This is a genomic window from Thermodesulfovibrionia bacterium, from assembly GCA_030646035.1.
In the GTDB taxonomy this organism is placed as follows: Bacteria; Nitrospirota; Thermodesulfovibrionia; order UBA6902; family UBA6902; genus JACQZG01.
In genome coordinates this window covers 89463-107194 of record JAUSMY010000023.1, presented here as the reverse complement: position 1 = coordinate 107194, position 17732 = coordinate 89463, and the positions used below count along the sequence as shown (strand labels likewise).

Here is a 17732-nt window from a genome sequence, read left to right as displayed (position 1 = left end):
AATGGAAAATCACAACTTTGACATCATCGTCATCGGCGGCGGACATGCGGGCATCGAAGCTTCACTCGCCTCTGCGAGGATGGGACTGAGCGTCGCCCTCTTTACAATGAGCGCAAAGACTATCGGCCAGATGTCATGCAATCCTGCAATAGGCGGATTGGCAAAAAGCCATCTTGTGCGAGAGATAGACGCGCTCGGCGGGGAGATGGCAAAGATAACTGACAAGGCAGGCATACAATTTAAGATACTTAATAAAAGCAAAGGCCCGGCGGTCTGGGCAACAAGAGTTCAGTGCGACCGCGCGCTATACAGAAAATATGCTTTGGAAGCTGTAGCATCACAAGAAAGGCTTGAGATAATAGAAGAGACTGTTGATGAGGTCATCTCTGAAAACGGAAAGATCCTTGGCATCAAAACCCCTTTGGGCGAATACCTTTCAAAGGCTGTGATAATCACTACAGGCACATTTCTTAACGGGCTTATACATATCGGGCTGAATCAGTATCCCGCTGGCAGGGTTGGAGAGCCACCTTCATTAGGAGTGTCAGAGAGCCTTTCCGGTATGGGGTTAAAACTGGGACGGCTAAAGACAGGCACGCCGCCTCGCCTCGCGCATAAAGGCGTTGACCTCTCGGTCATGATCGTACAGGACGGCGATATCCCGCTGCCACGTATTTCGATATTTACAAAAGAGATAACCAACCCGCAGCTGCCGTGCTACATGACATACACAAATAAAGAGACCCATGAAATAATCCTTAACAACCTCCATGACTCGCCTCTTTACAGCGGTGTTATAAAAGGTGTCGGCCCGAGATACTGCCCTTCTATTGAAGACAAGGTTGTGCGGTTCAAAGAGAGAGAGAGGCATCAGGTCTTTCTTGAGCCTGAAGGGCTGGATGTTGATGAGTATTACGCAAACGGCATATCAACAAGCCTTTCAGAAGATGCGCAGACAAAGTTTGTTCATAGCATCGCAGGGCTTGAGAATGCAAAGATAACCAAGTTCGGATACGCAATCGAATACGACTATGTCTATCCCACACAGCTCCTTCCCTCGCTTGAGACAAAACTTATTGAAGGCCTCTTTCTCGCAGGCCAGATAAACGGGACATCAGGCTATGAAGAGGCTGCCGCTCAGGGGCTCATGGCAGGCATAAACGCCGCGCTCAAGATAAAAGGCAAAGACCCGATGATCCTCGGCAGGGATGAGGCATACATCGGCGTGCTGATAGATGACCTTGTCACAAAAGGGACAAAAGAGCCTTACAGGATGTTCACATCACGGGCTGAATACCGGCTGCTATTAAGACAGGACAACGCAGACCTTCGCCTCATGGAAAAGGGGCATGACATCGGGCTTATAAACAAAGAAAGCCTTGGCCTGCTTAATCACAAAAGAGAAGCGACAAAGGCTGAGATAAAAAGGCTGAAACACACAAGGGTCAAACCGCAGGAAGCAAATCCGGTTTTGATCAGTCTCAACAGCACAGAGATAAAAGAGGATGTCAGCCTTTACCAACTGCTCAAGAGGCCGGAGGTGGAGTATTCTGATATTGAAAAAATGTCTCCGCAGAAAAACGAGCTTTCTCCTGACATTATCAATCAGGTTGCGATACAGACAAAATACATAGGCTATATAAAACGCCAGGCCGAGCTTGCGGAGAAATTGAAGAAGATAGAGATGGTAAAGATACCTGAAGATTTTGTTTTTAAAGGCATCCCCGGACTGTCAAACGAAGTAGTCGGCAAGCTCGAAGAGATAAAACCGCTCAACCTCGGACAGGCAGGAAGAATCCCCGGCGTCACACCTGCGGCAATATCGCTTTTGATGGTGGCGGTTGAGAGGGATAAACGGGCAATGAAATCATAATACAGAAAGCGCAGAGCCTATCCGTATATCAACTTAAATAACTTCCCTGCCAATTCCTTGTTCAGCCCTTTTAGAATGTTATGACTTTCAATCGCTGCGGTCTTGTTGTTTGAAGTCAAATATAATATCCCGAGATAATAATGTGCATCGGCAAAATCCGGTTTAAGCTTCACAGCCTGCTGTAATGACGATATTGCATCTTTATAATTTCCTGTTTTTTGATTGGCTATGCCGAGGTTGTAATATGCATCCGCAAAATCAGGCTTCAGCTTAACAGCCTGTTTGTTGGCCTCAATCCCTTCCTTGAACATCCCAAGATTAGCGTATGCGATGCCCATGTAGTAGTAGGCATCGGGGAAATCATTATCCAGCCTTACCGCCTGCTTGAGCGCGTCCAGCGATTCTTTGTACATGCCCTTGTTTCCATACGCAGCACCGAGGCTGAAATGCGCATCAGTAAAATCAGGCGATAATCTGACAGCCTCTTTGTACGCTTTTATCGCCTCTTTATTTCTGTCTAACTTTTCACAGGCTATGCCGAGATAATAATGCGCCTCGGCAAAACCGGGCTTCAGGCGTATCGCCTCTCTTAAGACCTGCGCAGCCTCTTTGTCCGCCTTCACCTGAATAAGGAAGTAGCCGAGATAAAACCAGTAGTCAGCGGTCTTCTGATAATTTTTGATCGTCTTATCGAGAGAAGCGATATTCCTGTTTGATATTTTTTCTGTTATGAGAGACGCGGGCATCGCAAGGATGATATGCTCTGCTCTTTTAATGAGAAAGGTTACGATGCCGATGACCGATCCATCTTTGGTGAATACAGGGCTCCCGCTCTCTCCGTGCGAAGCAGGCGCGGTAATATGAATGGCCTTTGTGCCGGAAGGCGTTGTTTTGGATCCCTCAAAAACACCTTCATGGATCGTGTTCCCGGACTCGGTTGAGCTGCTTATAAGATAGACCTGCTCTTTGATATTTATTTTTCCGGCATCTGCAAATCTGACTGCGGGGAAGTTACTGCCCTTCGCCTTGAGAATTACGAGGTCATTCTCCTTGTCAGCATAAATTACGCCTTCAACTTGAAGCTCCCGGCTGCCGGTCCAGATCCTGATCTTATCAGCAATACCTATCACATGGTAATTCGTAACTATCGCACCGTCAGAGCTTGCAAAAAACCCTGTGCCTTCGGTGAGGTCCTCGCCTTTATCGCTGTATGCCTTGACCAGTACGATTGACCTGCTGTTCTCGCTGAAGACCTTTTTGCTATCGGCAAAAGAGAGAGAAGGAAGAAGCAGGAGCAGCAGAATAAAAACAATACGTCTGAGGATCACAACTTGCCCGGCTCCATATGCCGGATTATCTTGCCTTCAACCATGTATATGACATCCTCGGCGATGTTTGTCGCATGGTCGGCGAGCCTCTCAAGATATTTTGATACATATGTAACCTTGACCACCCGTGTTATTGTGGAAGGGTCGCGGATCATCATCTCCATAAGCTCTTCGCATACCGCGCTGTTAAGATCATCCACATCGTCATCACGCATAATGACGTCTTTTGCAAGAGATGTATTCTCGCTCACAAAGGCGTTGATCGCATCAATGACCATGCCCTGCGCTATCCTTGACATGCGCGGGATATCTATGTAGGGCTTTAGTATGGGTTCCCTGTTAAGTTCAACCGCTCTTTCGGCGATATTGACCGCGTTATCAGCTATCCTTTCCATGTCAGTTGTTATCTTCATGGCGGTTGTTATAAAGCGGAGGTCTTTGCCCATCGGCTGTTTCAACGCAAGCAGCCTTATACACTCCTCGTCTATCTTTACGTCGTAAGTGTTTATCTCCCTGTCCCTTTCAATGACCTGAACGGCAAGGGCTGAATCCCTGTCAACAAGCGATGTTACTGAATTCTTGATAGCCGCCTCAACAAGGGAGGCCATGTTCAAAAGCATCTCGTTAAGATGCCCGATCTCATTGCTCTTAACCGTCATTATCCGAACCTCCCTGTAATATAATCCCCTGTCAGTTTTTCCGACGGATTTGTAAATATCCTATCAGTCCTGTCGAATTCTATCAAATCCCCCATCATCATAAACCCGGTCCGGTCAGAGACCCGCGCTGCCTGCTGCATGTTGTGCGTAACTATTATTATAGTGACTTCCTTCTTCAGTTCAACAACAAGGTCCTCTATCTTTGATGTTGATATCGGGTCAAGCGCTGATGTCGGCTCATCAAAGAGAATGACCTTCGGCTCAACAGCAAGCGCGCGCGCGATAACAAGCCTCTGCTGCTGCCCCCCCGAAAGTGCATATGCGCTTTCATTAAGCTTGTCCTTTACCTCTTCCCAAAGCGCCGCATTGACAAGCGCCTTCTCAACCCGCTCTGCAAGCTCATCCCGCTTCTTTATGCCCTTGAGCTTCAGTCCGTAGGCTATATTTTCAAAGATGCTCATGGGAAAGGGTGTCGGCTTCTGAAAGACCATACCCGTGCGGCTCCTGAGGTCGATCAGGTCGGTATCGCCTGCGAGTATGTTCTTCCCGTTCATTAGTATATCACCGCTGTACCTGTTCCCGGGATAAAGGTCATGCATCCTGTTAAAACACCTCAGCAGAGTTGTCTTGCCGCAGCCCGACGGGCCGATCAGCGCGGTGATGCTGTTCTTATAAACAGGCAGGCTGACATTCTTCAGTGCATGCACATTGCCAGGATAGTAAAAATCCAGGTTCTTAACTTCGATCTCAATCGTCTCGTTCAACGCCCTCCGTACCTCCATTTTATAATGAGCCTGCCGATCACAGTAAGCATAAGTATAAATAAAGTTATGACAAAAGAAGCAGCCCATGCCTGCGCATGCCACGAATCATAAGGCCCCATGGCATATTGAAATATTGTAACTGTAAGCGACGCAACAGGCCCGTTCATGTTCAGCGAATAGAAGGAGTTATTAAAAGATGTGAAGAGAAGCGGCGCTGTCTCTCCGGCAACGCGCGCAATTGAAAGCAGTATTCCCGTAAAAATACCAGTCGCAGCCCCCCTGTAAACAACCTGGATAATGACCTTGTAATACGGCGCCCCGAGCGCAAATGCCGCCTCTCTCAGGGTCCATGGAACCAGGGTCAGCATATTTTCAGTAGTCCTCATGACAACAGGGATCATGATGATCGATAGCGCGATCGCACCGGCCCATCCGCTGAAATGGCCAAGCGGCCTCACAAGCACGGCATATATAAATGTTCCTATAACAATTGAAGGAACGCTTACCATGATATCCGACAGTACGCTTATTATCCTTGCTATCTTTCTGCCGCGCGCATACTCGGCAAGAAATGTCCCGCCAAGCACGCCGACAGGCACGCCGATCAATGTTGCGCACGCGGTTATCATCAGCTGTCCGACAAAGGCGTTCCTCAGGCCTCCTCCTTCAACACCTGCCGGAACGGGATCATTAGTGAATAAACTCAGGTTCAACGCCTTCATCCCATGCACGAGCACGTCGCCTAAAATAAAGACAAGCCAGAAGAGGCCGATAGCCGCTGCAAGTGTGCTCAGCGTCATTGCGATAATGCCTTCAACCTTTCTCTTCTGCGCATTTGTCATCGTGAATATTTCCTCTCCGCCTTAATGAGAAAGATCTTGGCTATGGCAAGCGTAATAAAGCTCATGACAAATAGCACGAGCGCAAGGTAAAAGAGCGATGACAGATAAATGTCATTGTCCGCCTCTGCAAACTCATTTGCAAGCGTGACCGTTATTGTTGCAGCCGCGTCAAGCAGCGATGTGGTGATCCTGTGGTTATTGCCGAGGACAAATGCAACAGCCATGGTCTCGCCTATCGCTCTTCCTAATGAAAGGACTATTCCGCCGAATACGCCGAGCTTTGAAAAAGGGATGACTATATTCTTAACTACCTCCCACCTTGTCGCGCCGATGGCGTAAGCTGATTCCTTTACTATGGAAGGAGTGAGGTTGAAAGAGTCCCTTGCGATGCTGGCTGTGAACGGGATAATCATGATGCTCAGGATAACGCTCGCGGTCAAAATATCTATCCCCATCGGCGTGCCCTTGAAAAGGATATTGACGAACGGTATCCCGGCAGTGATCTCTTTTAGAAAGGGCTCAACATATTTGCTCATTATAGGCGAGAGCGTGAAGAGCCCCCACATGCCGTAGATGATGCTCGGTATCGCCGCCAGAAGCTCGATAGCCGCGCCGATGGGTGCTTTAAGGAAATTGGGCGATATCTCAGTTACAAATATCGCGATGCCGATGGCAACAGGTATCGCTATCAGCAGGGAGAGAACGGTCGTAAGTATCGTGCCGTAAATATTCGTTAATGCGCCGAAAGACTCTTTTACCGGATTCCATTCTGTTGATGTAAGGAATTTTAATCCGAACCTCCCTATCGCAGGGGAAGATTCATAGACAAGTATGTAAAAGATCCCGATGATAAAGATGATGACTGAAAATGCGGCTATGGCGGTAGTTGTTAAGAAGACGACATCAGCGGGATTTTTTTTATATTGTAACGGCATAATAGTTGTCCTGCTCCCCCTCTTGCCTAAAGCACCTACTTTTGGTAATTTAAGAGGGGGTTGGGGGGCGTTATTTTTAATAAATTCCCTTTTCCTTCCAGTAAGCCCTGACCTTATCTTTTAACAATGCCGGCAGTGGAACGTACACGAGCTCTTTAGCCTTATTATCGCCGTTCTTAAAAGCCCAGTCAAAGAATTTAACAACTTTCTTGTTTGTATCAGCCTTCTCTTTTGCAAGGAGGATAAAGGTTGCTCCCGCTATCGGCCATGAATCCTTGCCCGGCGCATTTGTAAGCCATAGATAAAAATCTTTTTTAGGGTCAAAATCCCCTGTCGCAGCAGCATCCTCAAAACTCTCGAAGCTCGGCTCTATAAAGTTCCCCGCTGCATTTTTGAGCTGAGTATGATTCAGCTTGTTCTGTTTTGCATAAGCGAACTCTACATACCCTATTGAATTAGCTGTCCTCTGTACGTAGTTGGCTACACCTTCATTTCCCTTTCCGCCGATCCCGACAGGAAATTGTACAGCCTTGCCGGAGCCGACCTTCTCCTTCCAGGCAGGGCAGGTTGCGTTGAGGTAATCAGTGAATATAGCAGTTGTGCCTGAGCCGTCGGATCTGTAAACTACGGTTATATCGCTGTGGGAAAGTTTAATGCCATTGTTCATCTTCACTATCTGTGCATCATCCCAGTACTTAATATCGCCAAGAAAGATCTTGCACAGAGTATCAGAATCGAGCTTGAGCTGCCCTGTCTTAATGTTTTCAATATTCACAACAGGGACAACCCCTCCAATAACCGCGGGAAACTGAAGCAGCTTATCCTTCAGAAGCGCTGCTGTTTCAAGCGGAGCATCCGATGCCCCGAAATCAACGGTCCGCGCAGAGATCTGTTTTACCCCGCCTCCTGAACCGATTGACTGATAGTTAAGCTGAACCCCAGCGATCTTACTGTAATCATACGCCCAAGCCGAATATACGGGATACGGGAATGTGGCACCTGCACCGTTGAGTGTTTCCGCTGCATTCACATAAGTAAATGACAAAAGCAATGCTGTGATTACTGTTAGCTTCAGAATTGTTTTCATATTATCTCCTTTTCCCCTTTTTATTAACTTTTTGTACTCTATGTTACATCTATCATTGTTACAGGGATATTACAAGGATATTAATGGTGTGTTAAGTTTCGGAGAAGGGGGAGGCAATTTACGAATAATAAATCTTCACGGCCGTGCCCTTGCCGGCTTCGCTCTCTATCTTCATCTCCCAGCCGTGGGCCTTTACAAGGTGTTTGACGATTGACAGGCCGAGGCCTGTGCCGCCCATCTCTCTTGACCTCGACGGGTCAACCCTGAAGAAACGCTCTCCGATCCTCTGGATATATTTATGCGGGATGCCTATGCCCGTGTCCTTAACAAAGAGAAAGCCTTTCCCGTCATCCGCTGCAGCGCCTATTTCAATGCTACCGCTCTCTGTGAACTTTACCGCGTTTTCAGCAAGGTTAAGAAGTATCTGCTCTACTCGGTCGGCATCTGCGGATATCGTTATCTTTTCTGTATGGACCATCATATTTATAGAGAGCCCTTTCTCATCTGTACTGCCCTTAACCGTCTCAATGACATTGCCAATTATTCTGGAGATATCAATATCTCTCTTATCTATCTTCATCACTCCGAGTTCTATTTTCGAAAGCATGAGCAGGTCATCCACAAGCCTGTTCAGTCTGTCGCTGTTTGATTTTATCGTATTAACAAAACGCAAGGCGGTCTCCTTCTCCTCAAGAGCGCCGTCAATGAGAGCATCCGCAAAACCGCTTATCGCTGTCACAGGTGTCTTTATTTCATGGGAGACATTAGCTACAAAATCCTTCCTCACCTGATCTACTTTCTTCAGTTCGGTAGTGTCATGGAATATCGCCAAGATCCCGGCAAGTTTTCCTTCCTGGAAAAAAACCGGGGAAGTGCGTACTGAGAAGTACCGCTCCGCAGCGTGCCCCAGAGTTATCTCTGCTTCACCTGGCAAAAGGCTCTTCTTAACTTTATCAAAAAGATCAGAGAAGGCCGGGCTCCTTACTGCCTCTATGAAGGGCCTGTTCCTGAGTTCCCTGCCTCTGAAAAGCTCCTCTGCCGCATTGTTTGCAAGTTCGATATTCCCTTCAGGATTAATCAGCATGAGCGCGTCAGGGATATTTCTGAGAATTACTTTAAGGCGGTTCGTCTCCTCTTTGTTCTTGTCAATGCTTGATTTGAGATCTGATGCCATCTTATTAAGGCTCTCGGCTATCTCAGTAAATTCCCCGGCATCTTTAATATAAAGTTTTTTCCTGAAGAGGCCGTGCTCAATCGCACCTGCGTATTCTGAGATCTGGCCGACAAATTTTCTTATCTTTTCAGTCTGCCATACAATGACCAGCCAGAAGATCATAAATGTGAAGATCACGGCAAGGTCGATCTTAAACCGCAGATCGTTGACCGCAGCATTCACGTCTTTGATAAGGCCTGGCTGCGCAGAGCGGAGAACATCAGCCACATACAGATCAATGGATATAAGGGAGAGCAAAAAAGCGGCAAGATAAATAATGAATATTCTTCTAAAAAAATATCTCTTCATAGGTCTGTCTCAAAATAGTATCCGATGCCCCTTTTCGTCTTTATATAGCGGGGCGCTGAAGGCTCATCCTCTATCTGTTCCCTGAGCCTTCTTATGTGAACATCAACCGTCCTCGGTTCAACAAATGCCGTATCTTCCCATGCACCGTCAAGAAGCATGTCCCTGCTCAGGACCTTCCCCTTTCTCTGCATAAGATACCGAAGAAGCCTGAACTCCGTGGCGCTGAGGATTATCTCTTTGCCTTTTTTGGAGACATGATAGGTCTCGGTATCGATCTCAAGGCCGCCAGCGATTATCAGCCTCTCTTTTAACGGCGCTCCTCCGGCTCTTCTCAGCACCGCTTTTACACGCGCGATGAATTCCTTCGGATTAAAGGGTTTTGTGATGTAGTCATCAGCACCTGATTCAAGGCCGAGCACCTTGTCAAAATCATCGCTCTTTGCCGTAAGCATAATTATCGGGAGTGACGATGTCTTCTCCTCGGCTTTCAGTATTCGGCATAGTTCCATTCCGTGGATCTTCGGAAGCATCAGATCAAGGATTACAAGATCGTATTTGTTCTGCCTGATAAGACTTAAAGCGTCCTCTCCGTCAGAAGAGGCTGTAACGTCAAAGCCCTCTTTCTTTAAATAATACGCGATGAGCTCCTGAATGTCTTTTTCATCTTCAACAACAAGGATCTTCTCTTTCATGGTTTTGAATGGAAATACTATTTCTTAAAAAGCAGTTTAAAAAATACATGGAAGTATCTGACGCTCGACAGCATCATCGCCCCTCCAAACCCTATATATATAATAGATAGATATGCCTTTGGCAGCGGCGAACCTCTCAGGATTATTCCCATACAGACCATTATAGCGATGATCAGGTAGCTCTTCCACTCCTGAAAGGCAAAGATACATACCTTGTCCTTATCATATGCCGAGATGCGTTCAATATTCTTATCAGCAAGCTTAAGAAAGCCGAAGTGGTGGATCAAAAGAGAGAGGATAGCTCCAGACACAGCGAAATAGCCGGCAACATCACCTGTTGTCTGAGACAGCCATCCGATGGCAAGATGACAGAGCATTACTCCTACCACACCCCACACCAGCCCTGAAAGGAGTACTAGCAGCCTTTTATCAACTGCCGGTTCATATTTGCTGAAATTATCTCTCACCTTAACAATAATCCTTGTTATTAATATGTATTTGATTTTTTTACGGTGTAATTGTAGAATACTAATTCCAAAGATTAGATTCAATAAGATATAGTAAAAATAAGTAAGGGGAGTAAATCATGACATATACAACATATCATCCTTCTGTAAAGAAACGCAGAAGAAAGCACGGCTTTCTGGAGAGAATGAGCACCAGGTCGGGCCGGAACATTATCAAAAGCAGACGTGCCAAAGGCCGCAAGAGACTATCTGTATCTATATAGTGTGAAAAGGATCACAGTCCTTACCATTAAAGGTTACCAGAGATACATCTCGCCGTTTCTTCCCGGTTCGTGCAGGTTTTATCCCAGCTGTTCAGCTTATTGCATAGAAGCGGTAGAAAACCACGGCGTTCTGAAAGGTCTGTGGCTTTTTCTTAAGCGTATCCTGAAGTGCCATCCTTTTCATCCGGGTGGATTTGACCCTGTAAGATAATGAGAAGTCAGATAAATTACTCCACATCAGAAGACCGGAAATAATAATATAATGGAAAAACGCACCCTGATAGCTGTTGTTCTATCCGCATTTTTTTTGTTAGCCTGGTATGCGCTATTCCCGCCCAAGCCTACTGTAATCGTGCCTATTGAGCAGGTACAGACTCAGACAGAGACAAAGATCGATGATAATAAGGCAGAGATGCCTTCTCCGGTTCCGCTTCTAGGTGATATCGCCGTTGCGGCCAATGCTACGGGAAGTGATGTTACTGTTGAAACAGACCTTTACAAAGCTGTTTTTTCAACAAAAGGCGCTATCATTAAGTACTGGGGGCTTAAGAAGTATCATGATGATAAAGGCATGCCGGTTGTGCTTTTAAAAACGCCTGGTATTATATCACCCCTTAGTATCCTTTTTGAAAATTCAAACCGCGACCTTCCACAAGGCTTGATCTACAGCTCAACCGGTGACAGGCTCGTGCTTTCCGAAAGCGGCATAAAAGAGGGTGAGATAACCTTCAGTTATGAAAATCAGGGCGTATCCATAACAAAACGCCTTATATTTCATAATGATGACTACAGGGTTGATATATCTATAGAGACCGCTAACACACCTGACTACATGGTGCCTGTCGGTTCCGGATTTGGAATTTTTGACATGGAGAGCGGGATGCGGACACATGCAGGCTCCACACTGCTTATTGATGCAAAACTCGAAAAGTTCACAGATAAAGACTCAAACAAATATCTGACAGGGCCTATTAGATGGATTGCACAGGAAGATAAATACTTCACTGCCGCTATCATGCCTCAAACCCCTATAATCGGCGCAAATTTCTGGAAAGAGGCTGACAAATCCGAGATAGGATTTAAGCTCGCCTCAGGAAAACAGAACCTTGTGCTTTATGCAGGGCCGAAAGAGCATGACAGGCTCCAGAAACTTAATATGGGGCTTGAGCATATTATAGATTTCGGCTGGTTCTCTATTGTTGCGCAGCCGCTCTTCTGGGCGCTCAAGTACTTACAAAAGTATGTCGGCAATTACGGATGGACGATCATTATCATGACGATCATCATCAGGATACCTTTTATTCCGCTTCTTCAGAAGAGCCAGCAGTCTATGAAGAAGATGCAGAAGATACAGCCGATGATGGCCGAGATAAAAGAGCAGTTCAAAAAAGACCCTCAAAGACAGCAGAAAGAGATGATGCTTCTGTACAAAAAACACAAGGTCAATCCTCTTGGCGGCTGTCTGCCGATGCTGCTTCAGATACCTGTCTTTATCGCGCTCTACAATGTACTGCTTCAGACGATAGAACTGAGAGGCGCGCATTTTGCTCTTTGGATCACAGACCTCTCTGCAAAAGACCCTTACTATGTTCTTCCGATAGTCATGGGAGCAAGCATGGTCGTACAGCAGAAGATGACCCCGACCACCGCAGACCCGATGCAGGCAAAGATAATGATGTTCCTGCCGGTTGTCTTTACCGTCATGTTCCTTAACTTCCCGTCAGGGCTGGTCATATACTGGTTTGTGAACAACCTCCTCGCCATCGGCCAGCAGTATTTTGTAAACAAACAACCTGAATAGAAATTAAGGAAGTCCGACTTCCATAATTAACATGTACGATCTATTAGACTTTCTTTCAGAATTCTATGGATGGCTCTTTCTTAAGAAAAGCAGGAGAGAATTCACCGGCGATGAAGCGAGAAAAGCGTATGTCTTTTCATGGATAGTCCTGGTTTTATTAGCAATCATTATTATATTTCTGACAGTAAGCTTATTCATTTCTCCTGTTTCACCTCAAAAGACCTGACAACTCCCATCTCTTTCTGTAAACTATCAGCATGCATCAAGAAGATACAATAGCGGCTATATCAACTCCGATAGGACACGGCGGCATAGGCATAGTCAGGCTCAGCGGGCCGGATGCGCTTAAGATAGCTGACAAGATATTTGTCTCTGCTCGGAAGAAAAAACTCGCCAATATAAAGTCGCACAGGATCATCTACGGCCATATTGTTGCCCCTTCAACTAAAGAGACTGTTGATGAAGTACTTGTCTCTGTGATGAAGGCTCCTGACACTTATACAAAGGAAAATGTCGTGGAGATAAACTGCCACGGCGGGCCGGTATCTGTTCAGAGGATCCTTGAACTTCTCCTCAACGCAGGCGCAAGGCTTGCCGACCCCGGAGAGTTCACCCGAAGGGCGTTCCTCAATGGCAGGATAGACCTTGCTCAGGCAGAGGCTGTGCTCGATACTATCAACTCGCTTACTGAAAAGAGCCATAAGGCATCTCTCCATCAGCTTGAGGGCAAACTCTCCCAAACTATCGGAGAGATAAGAGAGGAGATGCTCGACCTCACGGCAAATGTTGAGGCGTATATAGATTTCCCTGAAGATGATATTGAACCCGCTTCAAAAGATGAACTCAAAAAGAAGGCAATAAAGATAGGTGACAGACTCAAAGCGCTTATTGATTCATCAAGGCACGGTATTATCCTGAGAGAAGGGCTGAAGACGGCGATCATCGGCAGACCGAATGTCGGCAAGTCATCTCTGCTGAACGCCCTGCTTGAAAAAGACCGTGTCATTGTCACAGATATCCCGGGCACAACAAGGGATGTTATTGAAGAATACCTGAACATCAAAGGGCTGCCTGTAAAGGTGCTTGATACAGCAGGGATAAGAGAGTCGCACGACCTCGCGGAAAAAGAGGGTGTCAAGAGAAGCCTCAAGGCGATGAAGGACGCAGGCCTCATCATCCTTCTCCTTGACGGGACCGAACCGCTTCATGAAACAGACAAACGGCTGATAAAAGATACAGCTTCAAAAGATGTGATAATTGTTATAAACAAGACAGACCGTCCTCTGAAAATAAAATTAGATATGCTGCCGAAAGATGACCCCGCAGTAATGATCTCCGCTATAAAAGGCACGGGGCTTTCCGAATTAAAAGAGCGTATCATTGAGAAGGCATTACAGGGAGGCTCAATCTCCGGCGACGCCCTTGTAACCAACATCCGGCATATCAAGGCGCTGCAAAAGGCATCCGGCTCGATAAGGTCATTTAATGCAGGGCTGAAGAAAGGGCTATCTCCTGAATTCCTATCTATCGAACTCAGGGATGCGCTTGACGCAATAGGCGAGATCCTCGGCATAACAACGACAGAGGATATCCTTGACAGGATATTCAGCAGCTTCTGTATCGGGAAATAAGGTTTTGAATGTTCAAGAAGCAAGATCTTACCACAAAATGTTAGGATTCGATATTGAAATATCAATAATATCTTTTTAAAGGGGGAGCATGGGTAAATTTAATCAGAATCTATTTAAATTTTGCATGATCGTGTGCAGTTGTTCATTATTATTGATCAGTTGTACGACTACACCTAATGCCAAATTGATTCGAGCCGCATATGCAGGCAACCTTTCAAATGTGCAGACTGCGCTGACTGACGGTACTGATGTAAATGCAAAGCATACCAACGGCGCAACGGTCCTGATTGTGGCATCGCAAAACGGCCATGTTGATGTCGTCAAACTGCTTTTGGATAAGGGCGCTGACGTAAATGCAAAGACCAACCTCGGCGCAACGGCCCTGATTGTGGCATCGCAGAACGGCCATACTGATGTCGTCAAACTGCTTTTAGTTAAGGGCGCTGATGTGAATCTTAAGGCAACCAGCAACGGCACAACAGCCCTGATTGCGGCATCGCTGAGCGGCCATACTGATGTCGTCAAACTGCTTTTGGATAAGGGCGCTGATGTGAATGTTAAGATGACCACCGAGGGCGTAACGGCCCTGATGATGGCATCGCATAACGGCAATATGGAGGTCGTCAAACTGCTTTTGGATAAGGGCGCTGATCTAAATGCAAAGATGACCACCGACGGCGCAACAGCCCTGATGATAGCATCGAAGAACGGCAATATTGGTGTCGTCAGGCTGCTTTCTTTAAGGTCGCAGGGCCTTGATTATGGCATCGAAGAACAAAATTAGTTGAAGAAACATTGGAGTCAGGTATTGTTTCTTGCAAATTTGAGACAGACCTGACATCAAGATGTTTATTCAGCAGTTTCTGTATCGGGAAGTAGATTTTAAACGATTCAAACCTATTAAATCTGGTATACTTTATCAATTGAGACAAGCGGTTTTTTAATCTATTTCATATATAAAAGGAGCGGATATGTCTTTACTAAACAGGCCGAGAAGGCTCAGGGCGAATGAAAGCATAAGAAGGCTGGTTCGTGAAACACACCTCAGTACGGATGACCTCGTATATCCATTGTTCGTGACCTTTGGCAAAAACGTAAAGAAGAAGATAAACGCAATGCCCGGATGCTTCCAGATGTCTGTGGACCTCATCGTGAAGGAGGCGCAGGCAGCGTACAAGCTCGGCATACCTGCTGTTCTGCTCTTTGGCATTCCTGAACATAAAGACGCCCATGCGTCAGAGGCATATAAAAAGAACGGCGTGGTTCAGACTGCTGTAAAGGCGATAAAGAACAAGGTGCCCGGACTCCTTGTTATAACAGATGTCTGCCTGTGCGAATATACCGACCACGGCCACTGCGGCATTATAAAGGGAGAGAAGGTCCTGAATGACCCGACGCTTGAGGTGCTTGCGAAAGAGGCTCTCTCGCACGCAGAGGCAGGCGCGGATATCATCGCCCCCTCAGACATGATGGACGGCAGGATAGGTTATATAAGAGACGCGCTTGATGAGCATGGTTTTGATGATACACCGATAATGAGCTATGCAGCGAAATACGCATCTGCTTTTTACGGCCCGTTCAGGGATGCAGCAGAATCAGTGCCGCAGTTCGGCGACAGGAAGAGCTATCAGATGGACCCTCCTAACAGGATCGAGGCGCTCAGAGAGGTTGCCCTTGATATAGAAGAAGGCGCTGACATCGTAATGGTCAAGCCTGCGCTGTCATATCTTGATATCATATCGGATATTAAAAATACCTTTGACCTGCCTGTTGCCGCATACAATGTCAGCGGCGAATACTCGATGGTCAAGGCTGCTGCCAAGCTCGGCTGGATAGATGAGAACAAGGTCATGATGGAGATACTTACCTCCATAAAAAGGGCAGGCGCTGACATCATAATCACCTATCACGCGATGGAAGCTGCCAAGCTTCTCAGATAGATGGGTAAAGACCTGAAGATAACCCTGGCATCAGGCAAGGTCATCCCTGCATCCGCTGATTCATCGCTTCTGGAAAGTCTCAACCGCGAGGGCGTATTCCTTACGTCTTCATGCGCGGGCAAAGGCACATGCGGCAAGTGCAAGGTTATCGTAAGGTCAGGCTCTGCGGATTCAAAGGCAAAGACAAAACTTTCACACGAAGAGATCAGCAGGGGCTATGTGCTCGCGTGCAAGACCTTTCCGCAAAGCGACCTGAGCATAGACATACCCAAAGAGTCTGTCCTCACGATCGAAGGAAAGATAGCAACAGAAAAGTCCAAAGACCTGCAGGCCCTTTTCGCAGCTTCAGGCGCAGAGCTGGACCCGCTTACCGAGAGAGTTGTGCTTCAGCTTCCTCCTGCGTCACTTGATGACAATATCAGCGACCTTGCGCGGTTAAAGAGAGGGCTGGATTCATACGGACTTTCCTGTCTTAAAGTGCCTTTCAGATTATTGAAGAACCTTTCCGCAACATTGAGAAAAGAGAAGTGGAAAGTGACGATCTCCTCGATACATACAGAGGACTGCCATGAGGTCATTAATATCTTCCCGGGAGACAAAGAGGCGCTGCGCTACGGTGTTGCCGTTGATATCGGAACAACAACGCTTGCTCTCTATCTCATCGACCTGACAGACGGCAAGGTAGTTGATATCGCATCAACATATAATTCGCAGATAAGATTCGGGGATGATGTCATAACAAGGATAGTTCATGCGACAGAGCACGGCGAGCTCGCCAATATCAATGAAGCTGTTATAAATGACATCAACATCATGCTGGCGTTGCTGATGAAGGCGCATGCTACAGACCCGGATACGATAGACCAGCTTGTTATCGCGGGCAACCCCACTATGACACAGCTCTTCTTCAGCCTTGACCCTTCATCCATACGAGAGGAGCCTTATATCCCGACTGCAAATACCTTCCCGATCTCTTTCACAGGCGAGCTCGGAATAAATCTAAACCCGAATACGCCTGTATATACCTTCCCGTCAGTCTCAAGCTATGTCGGCGGAGACATCGTCTCAGGCGTTCTCGCGTCAGGACTGCATAAAAGAGAGGAGCTCTCTCTATTTATGGATATCGGCACCAACGGCGAGATAGTCCTCGGCAACTCTGAACTGCTTGTGGCTGCCGCATGTTCAGCAGGCCCGTGCTTTGAAGGAAGCGGGATGAAGCACGGCATGCGCGCGACAGAGGGCGCGATAGAGGATGTTAAGATAAACCGCAGCACTTTTGAGCCTGAGATAAAGGTGATAGGTGAATCTCAGGCTCTCGGCATCTGCGGCTCGGGAATGATCGATGCTATATCAGAGATGTTCTTCACAGGCATCATTGACCAGAGGGGCAAACTGCAGAAAGATGTTTCAAAGAGAGTGAGAATGGGCGAGGACGGACTTGAGTTCGTGATCCATTACGGAAAGGACAGGGATATCGTGCTTACCGAACCTGACATAGAGAATATACTCAGGGCGAAAGCAGCCATCTACGCAGGCATATCGATACTCCTAAGCGAAGTGGGTTTTACATTCGATGACATTCAAAAGGTATACATAGCAGGCGGCTTTGGAAAGTTCCTTGATATTGAAAAAGCGATCATACTCGGGATGCTTCCTGACATGCCGAGAGAGAAGTTTAAATTCTTAGGCAACACCTCTGTCACAGGCGCATACCTCTGCTCTCTCTCCAGAAAACTGCGGGAAGAAGGCGAGAAGATAGCAGAGAGGATGACCTATCTCGAGCTCTCTGTCTCACGCTCTTTCATGGATGAGTACGTCTCGGGATTGTTCATCCCGCACACGAATATGGATGCCTTCCCGAGCGTTAAGGCGCTGATGAAGAAGTAGCCGATATTGAATCTTCATACATAAATCCTGTATTCTTTTCT

18 protein-coding genes are annotated in these 17732 nt (G+C 46.8%); 9 read left to right on the top strand and 9 right to left on the bottom strand.

The window, feature by feature from the left end; translation table 11 throughout:
• The first annotated feature begins 1 nt into the window (after position 1).
• A complete protein-coding gene (gene mnmG / locus Q7U10_03405) occupies positions 2-1873 on the top strand; it encodes a tRNA uridine-5-carboxymethylaminomethyl(34) synthesis enzyme MnmG (protein MDO8281664.1) in 1872 nt (623 codons plus the stop codon).
• Positions 1874-1890: 17 nt separating this feature from the next.
• On the opposite strand, the gene Q7U10_03400 is transcribed toward mnmG, so the two are convergent.
• The 9 genes from Q7U10_03400 to Q7U10_03360 all read right to left on the bottom strand — a co-directional run bounded on the left by Q7U10_03400 (position 1891) and on the right by Q7U10_03360 (position 10169).
• Positions 1891-3201 carry a tetratricopeptide repeat protein gene (locus Q7U10_03400; GenBank protein ID MDO8281663.1) on the bottom strand — a complete coding sequence of 437 codons (1311 nt, stop codon included), beginning with the start codon at positions 3199-3201 and terminating at the stop codon, positions 1891-1893.
• Positions 3198-3860 (bottom strand): phosphate signaling complex protein PhoU, encoded by a 663-nt coding sequence (phoU, locus tag Q7U10_03395; protein MDO8281662.1) that lies wholly within the window; start codon positions 3858-3860, stop codon positions 3198-3200. Before phoU ends, Q7U10_03400 begins: the two co-directional genes overlap by 4 nt.
• Positions 3860-4624 (bottom strand): phosphate ABC transporter ATP-binding protein PstB, encoded by a 765-nt coding sequence (gene pstB, locus Q7U10_03390; protein MDO8281661.1) that lies wholly within the window; start codon positions 4622-4624, stop codon positions 3860-3862. Before pstB ends, phoU begins: the two co-directional genes overlap by 1 nt.
• Positions 4621-5466, bottom strand: a complete 846-nt coding sequence (gene pstA / locus Q7U10_03385) for a phosphate ABC transporter permease PstA (protein ID MDO8281660.1) — start codon at positions 5464-5466, stop codon at positions 4621-4623. Before pstA ends, pstB begins: the two co-directional genes overlap by 4 nt.
• A complete protein-coding gene (gene pstC, locus Q7U10_03380) occupies positions 5463-6401 on the bottom strand; it encodes a phosphate ABC transporter permease subunit PstC (protein MDO8281659.1) in 939 nt (312 codons plus the stop codon). The genes pstA and pstC overlap by 4 nt, the downstream gene beginning before the upstream one ends.
• A 76-nt stretch (positions 6402-6477) precedes the next feature.
• Positions 6478-7488 carry a phosphate ABC transporter substrate-binding protein PstS gene (gene pstS, locus Q7U10_03375; protein MDO8281658.1) on the bottom strand — a complete coding sequence of 337 codons (1011 nt, stop codon included), beginning with the start codon at positions 7486-7488 and terminating at the stop codon, positions 6478-6480.
• 118 nt (positions 7489-7606) lie between these two features.
• Positions 7607-9010, bottom strand: coding sequence for an ATP-binding protein (locus tag Q7U10_03370; protein ID MDO8281657.1), 1404 nt, complete (start codon positions 9008-9010; stop codon positions 7607-7609).
• Positions 9007-9702 (bottom strand): response regulator transcription factor, encoded by a 696-nt coding sequence (locus Q7U10_03365; protein MDO8281656.1) that lies wholly within the window; start codon positions 9700-9702, stop codon positions 9007-9009. The genes Q7U10_03370 and Q7U10_03365 overlap by 4 nt, the downstream gene beginning before the upstream one ends.
• Positions 9703-9719: 17 nt before the next feature.
• Positions 9720-10169, bottom strand: a complete 450-nt coding sequence (locus Q7U10_03360; GenBank protein ID MDO8281655.1) for a hypothetical protein — start codon at positions 10167-10169, stop codon at positions 9720-9722.
• Positions 10170-10288: 119 nt separating this feature from the next.
• Here Q7U10_03360 and rpmH point away from each other — a divergent pair, with 119 nt between their 5' ends.
• From rpmH to Q7U10_03320, 8 genes are all read left to right on the top strand, one after another.
• A complete protein-coding gene (rpmH, locus tag Q7U10_03355; GenBank protein ID MDO8281654.1) occupies positions 10289-10432 on the top strand; it encodes a 50S ribosomal protein L34 in 144 nt (47 codons plus the stop codon).
• 1 nt (position 10433) lies between these two features.
• Positions 10434-10643, top strand: coding sequence for a membrane protein insertion efficiency factor YidD (gene yidD / locus Q7U10_03350; protein MDO8281653.1), 210 nt, complete (start codon positions 10434-10436; stop codon positions 10641-10643).
• A gap of 51 nt (positions 10644-10694) precedes the next feature.
• Complete coding sequence (gene yidC / locus Q7U10_03345; GenBank protein ID MDO8281652.1) at positions 10695-12233, top strand: membrane protein insertase YidC; 1539 nt, start codon at positions 10695-10697, stop codon at positions 12231-12233.
• 31 nt (positions 12234-12264) lie between these two features.
• The gene (locus Q7U10_03340) at positions 12265-12459 is read left to right on the top strand and encodes a hypothetical protein (GenBank protein ID MDO8281651.1); all 195 of its coding nucleotides are present in this window, start codon (positions 12265-12267) and stop codon (positions 12457-12459) included.
• Between the two features lie 31 nt (positions 12460-12490).
• Complete coding sequence (gene mnmE, locus Q7U10_03335; protein MDO8281650.1) at positions 12491-13864, top strand: tRNA uridine-5-carboxymethylaminomethyl(34) synthesis GTPase MnmE; 1374 nt, start codon at positions 12491-12493, stop codon at positions 13862-13864.
• An 88-nt stretch (positions 13865-13952) separates the two neighbouring features.
• Positions 13953-14648 (top strand): ankyrin repeat domain-containing protein, encoded by a 696-nt coding sequence (locus Q7U10_03330; GenBank protein ID MDO8281649.1) that lies wholly within the window; start codon positions 13953-13955, stop codon positions 14646-14648.
• A gap of 187 nt (positions 14649-14835) precedes the next feature.
• Entirely contained in the window at positions 14836-15804 is a 969-nt protein-coding gene (hemB, locus tag Q7U10_03325) for a porphobilinogen synthase (GenBank protein MDO8281648.1), read from the top strand.
• Positions 15805-17691, top strand: coding sequence for an ASKHA domain-containing protein (locus Q7U10_03320; GenBank protein ID MDO8281647.1), 1887 nt, complete (start codon positions 15805-15807; stop codon positions 17689-17691).
• Positions 17692-17732 lie beyond the last annotated feature (41 nt).

What these genes read in the sequence shown, in the direction of transcription:
- mnmG (MDO8281664.1), top strand. Translation starts at nt 2, where the DNA reads ATGGAAAATCACAACTTTGACATCATCGTCATCGGCGGCGGACATGCG.
- phoU (MDO8281662.1), bottom strand. Translation starts at nt 3,860, where the DNA reads ATGACGGTTAAGAGCAATGAGATCGGGCATCTTAACGAGATGCTTTTG.
- pstA (MDO8281660.1), bottom strand. Translation starts at nt 5,466, where the DNA reads ATGACAAATGCGCAGAAGAGAAAGGTTGAAGGCATTATCGCAATGACG.
- pstC (MDO8281659.1), bottom strand. Translation starts at nt 6,401, where the DNA reads ATGCCGTTACAATATAAAAAAAATCCCGCTGATGTCGTCTTCTTAACA.
- pstS (MDO8281658.1), bottom strand. Translation starts at nt 7,488, where the DNA reads ATGAAAACAATTCTGAAGCTAACAGTAATCACAGCATTGCTTTTGTCA.
- Q7U10_03370 (MDO8281657.1), bottom strand. Translation starts at nt 9,010, where the DNA reads ATGAAGAGATATTTTTTTAGAAGAATATTCATTATTTATCTTGCCGCT.
- Q7U10_03365 (MDO8281656.1), bottom strand. Translation starts at nt 9,702, where the DNA reads ATGAAAGAGAAGATCCTTGTTGTTGAAGATGAAAAAGACATTCAGGAG.
- rpmH (MDO8281654.1), top strand. Translation starts at nt 10,289, where the DNA reads ATGACATATACAACATATCATCCTTCTGTAAAGAAACGCAGAAGAAAG.
- yidC (MDO8281652.1), top strand. Translation starts at nt 10,695, where the DNA reads ATGGAAAAACGCACCCTGATAGCTGTTGTTCTATCCGCATTTTTTTTG.
- Q7U10_03340 (MDO8281651.1), top strand. Translation starts at nt 12,265, where the DNA reads ATGTACGATCTATTAGACTTTCTTTCAGAATTCTATGGATGGCTCTTT.
- mnmE (MDO8281650.1), top strand. Translation starts at nt 12,491, where the DNA reads ATGCATCAAGAAGATACAATAGCGGCTATATCAACTCCGATAGGACAC.
- Q7U10_03330 (MDO8281649.1), top strand. Translation starts at nt 13,953, where the DNA reads ATGGGTAAATTTAATCAGAATCTATTTAAATTTTGCATGATCGTGTGC.
- hemB (MDO8281648.1), top strand. Translation starts at nt 14,836, where the DNA reads ATGTCTTTACTAAACAGGCCGAGAAGGCTCAGGGCGAATGAAAGCATA.
- Q7U10_03320 (MDO8281647.1), top strand. Translation starts at nt 15,805, where the DNA reads ATGGGTAAAGACCTGAAGATAACCCTGGCATCAGGCAAGGTCATCCCT.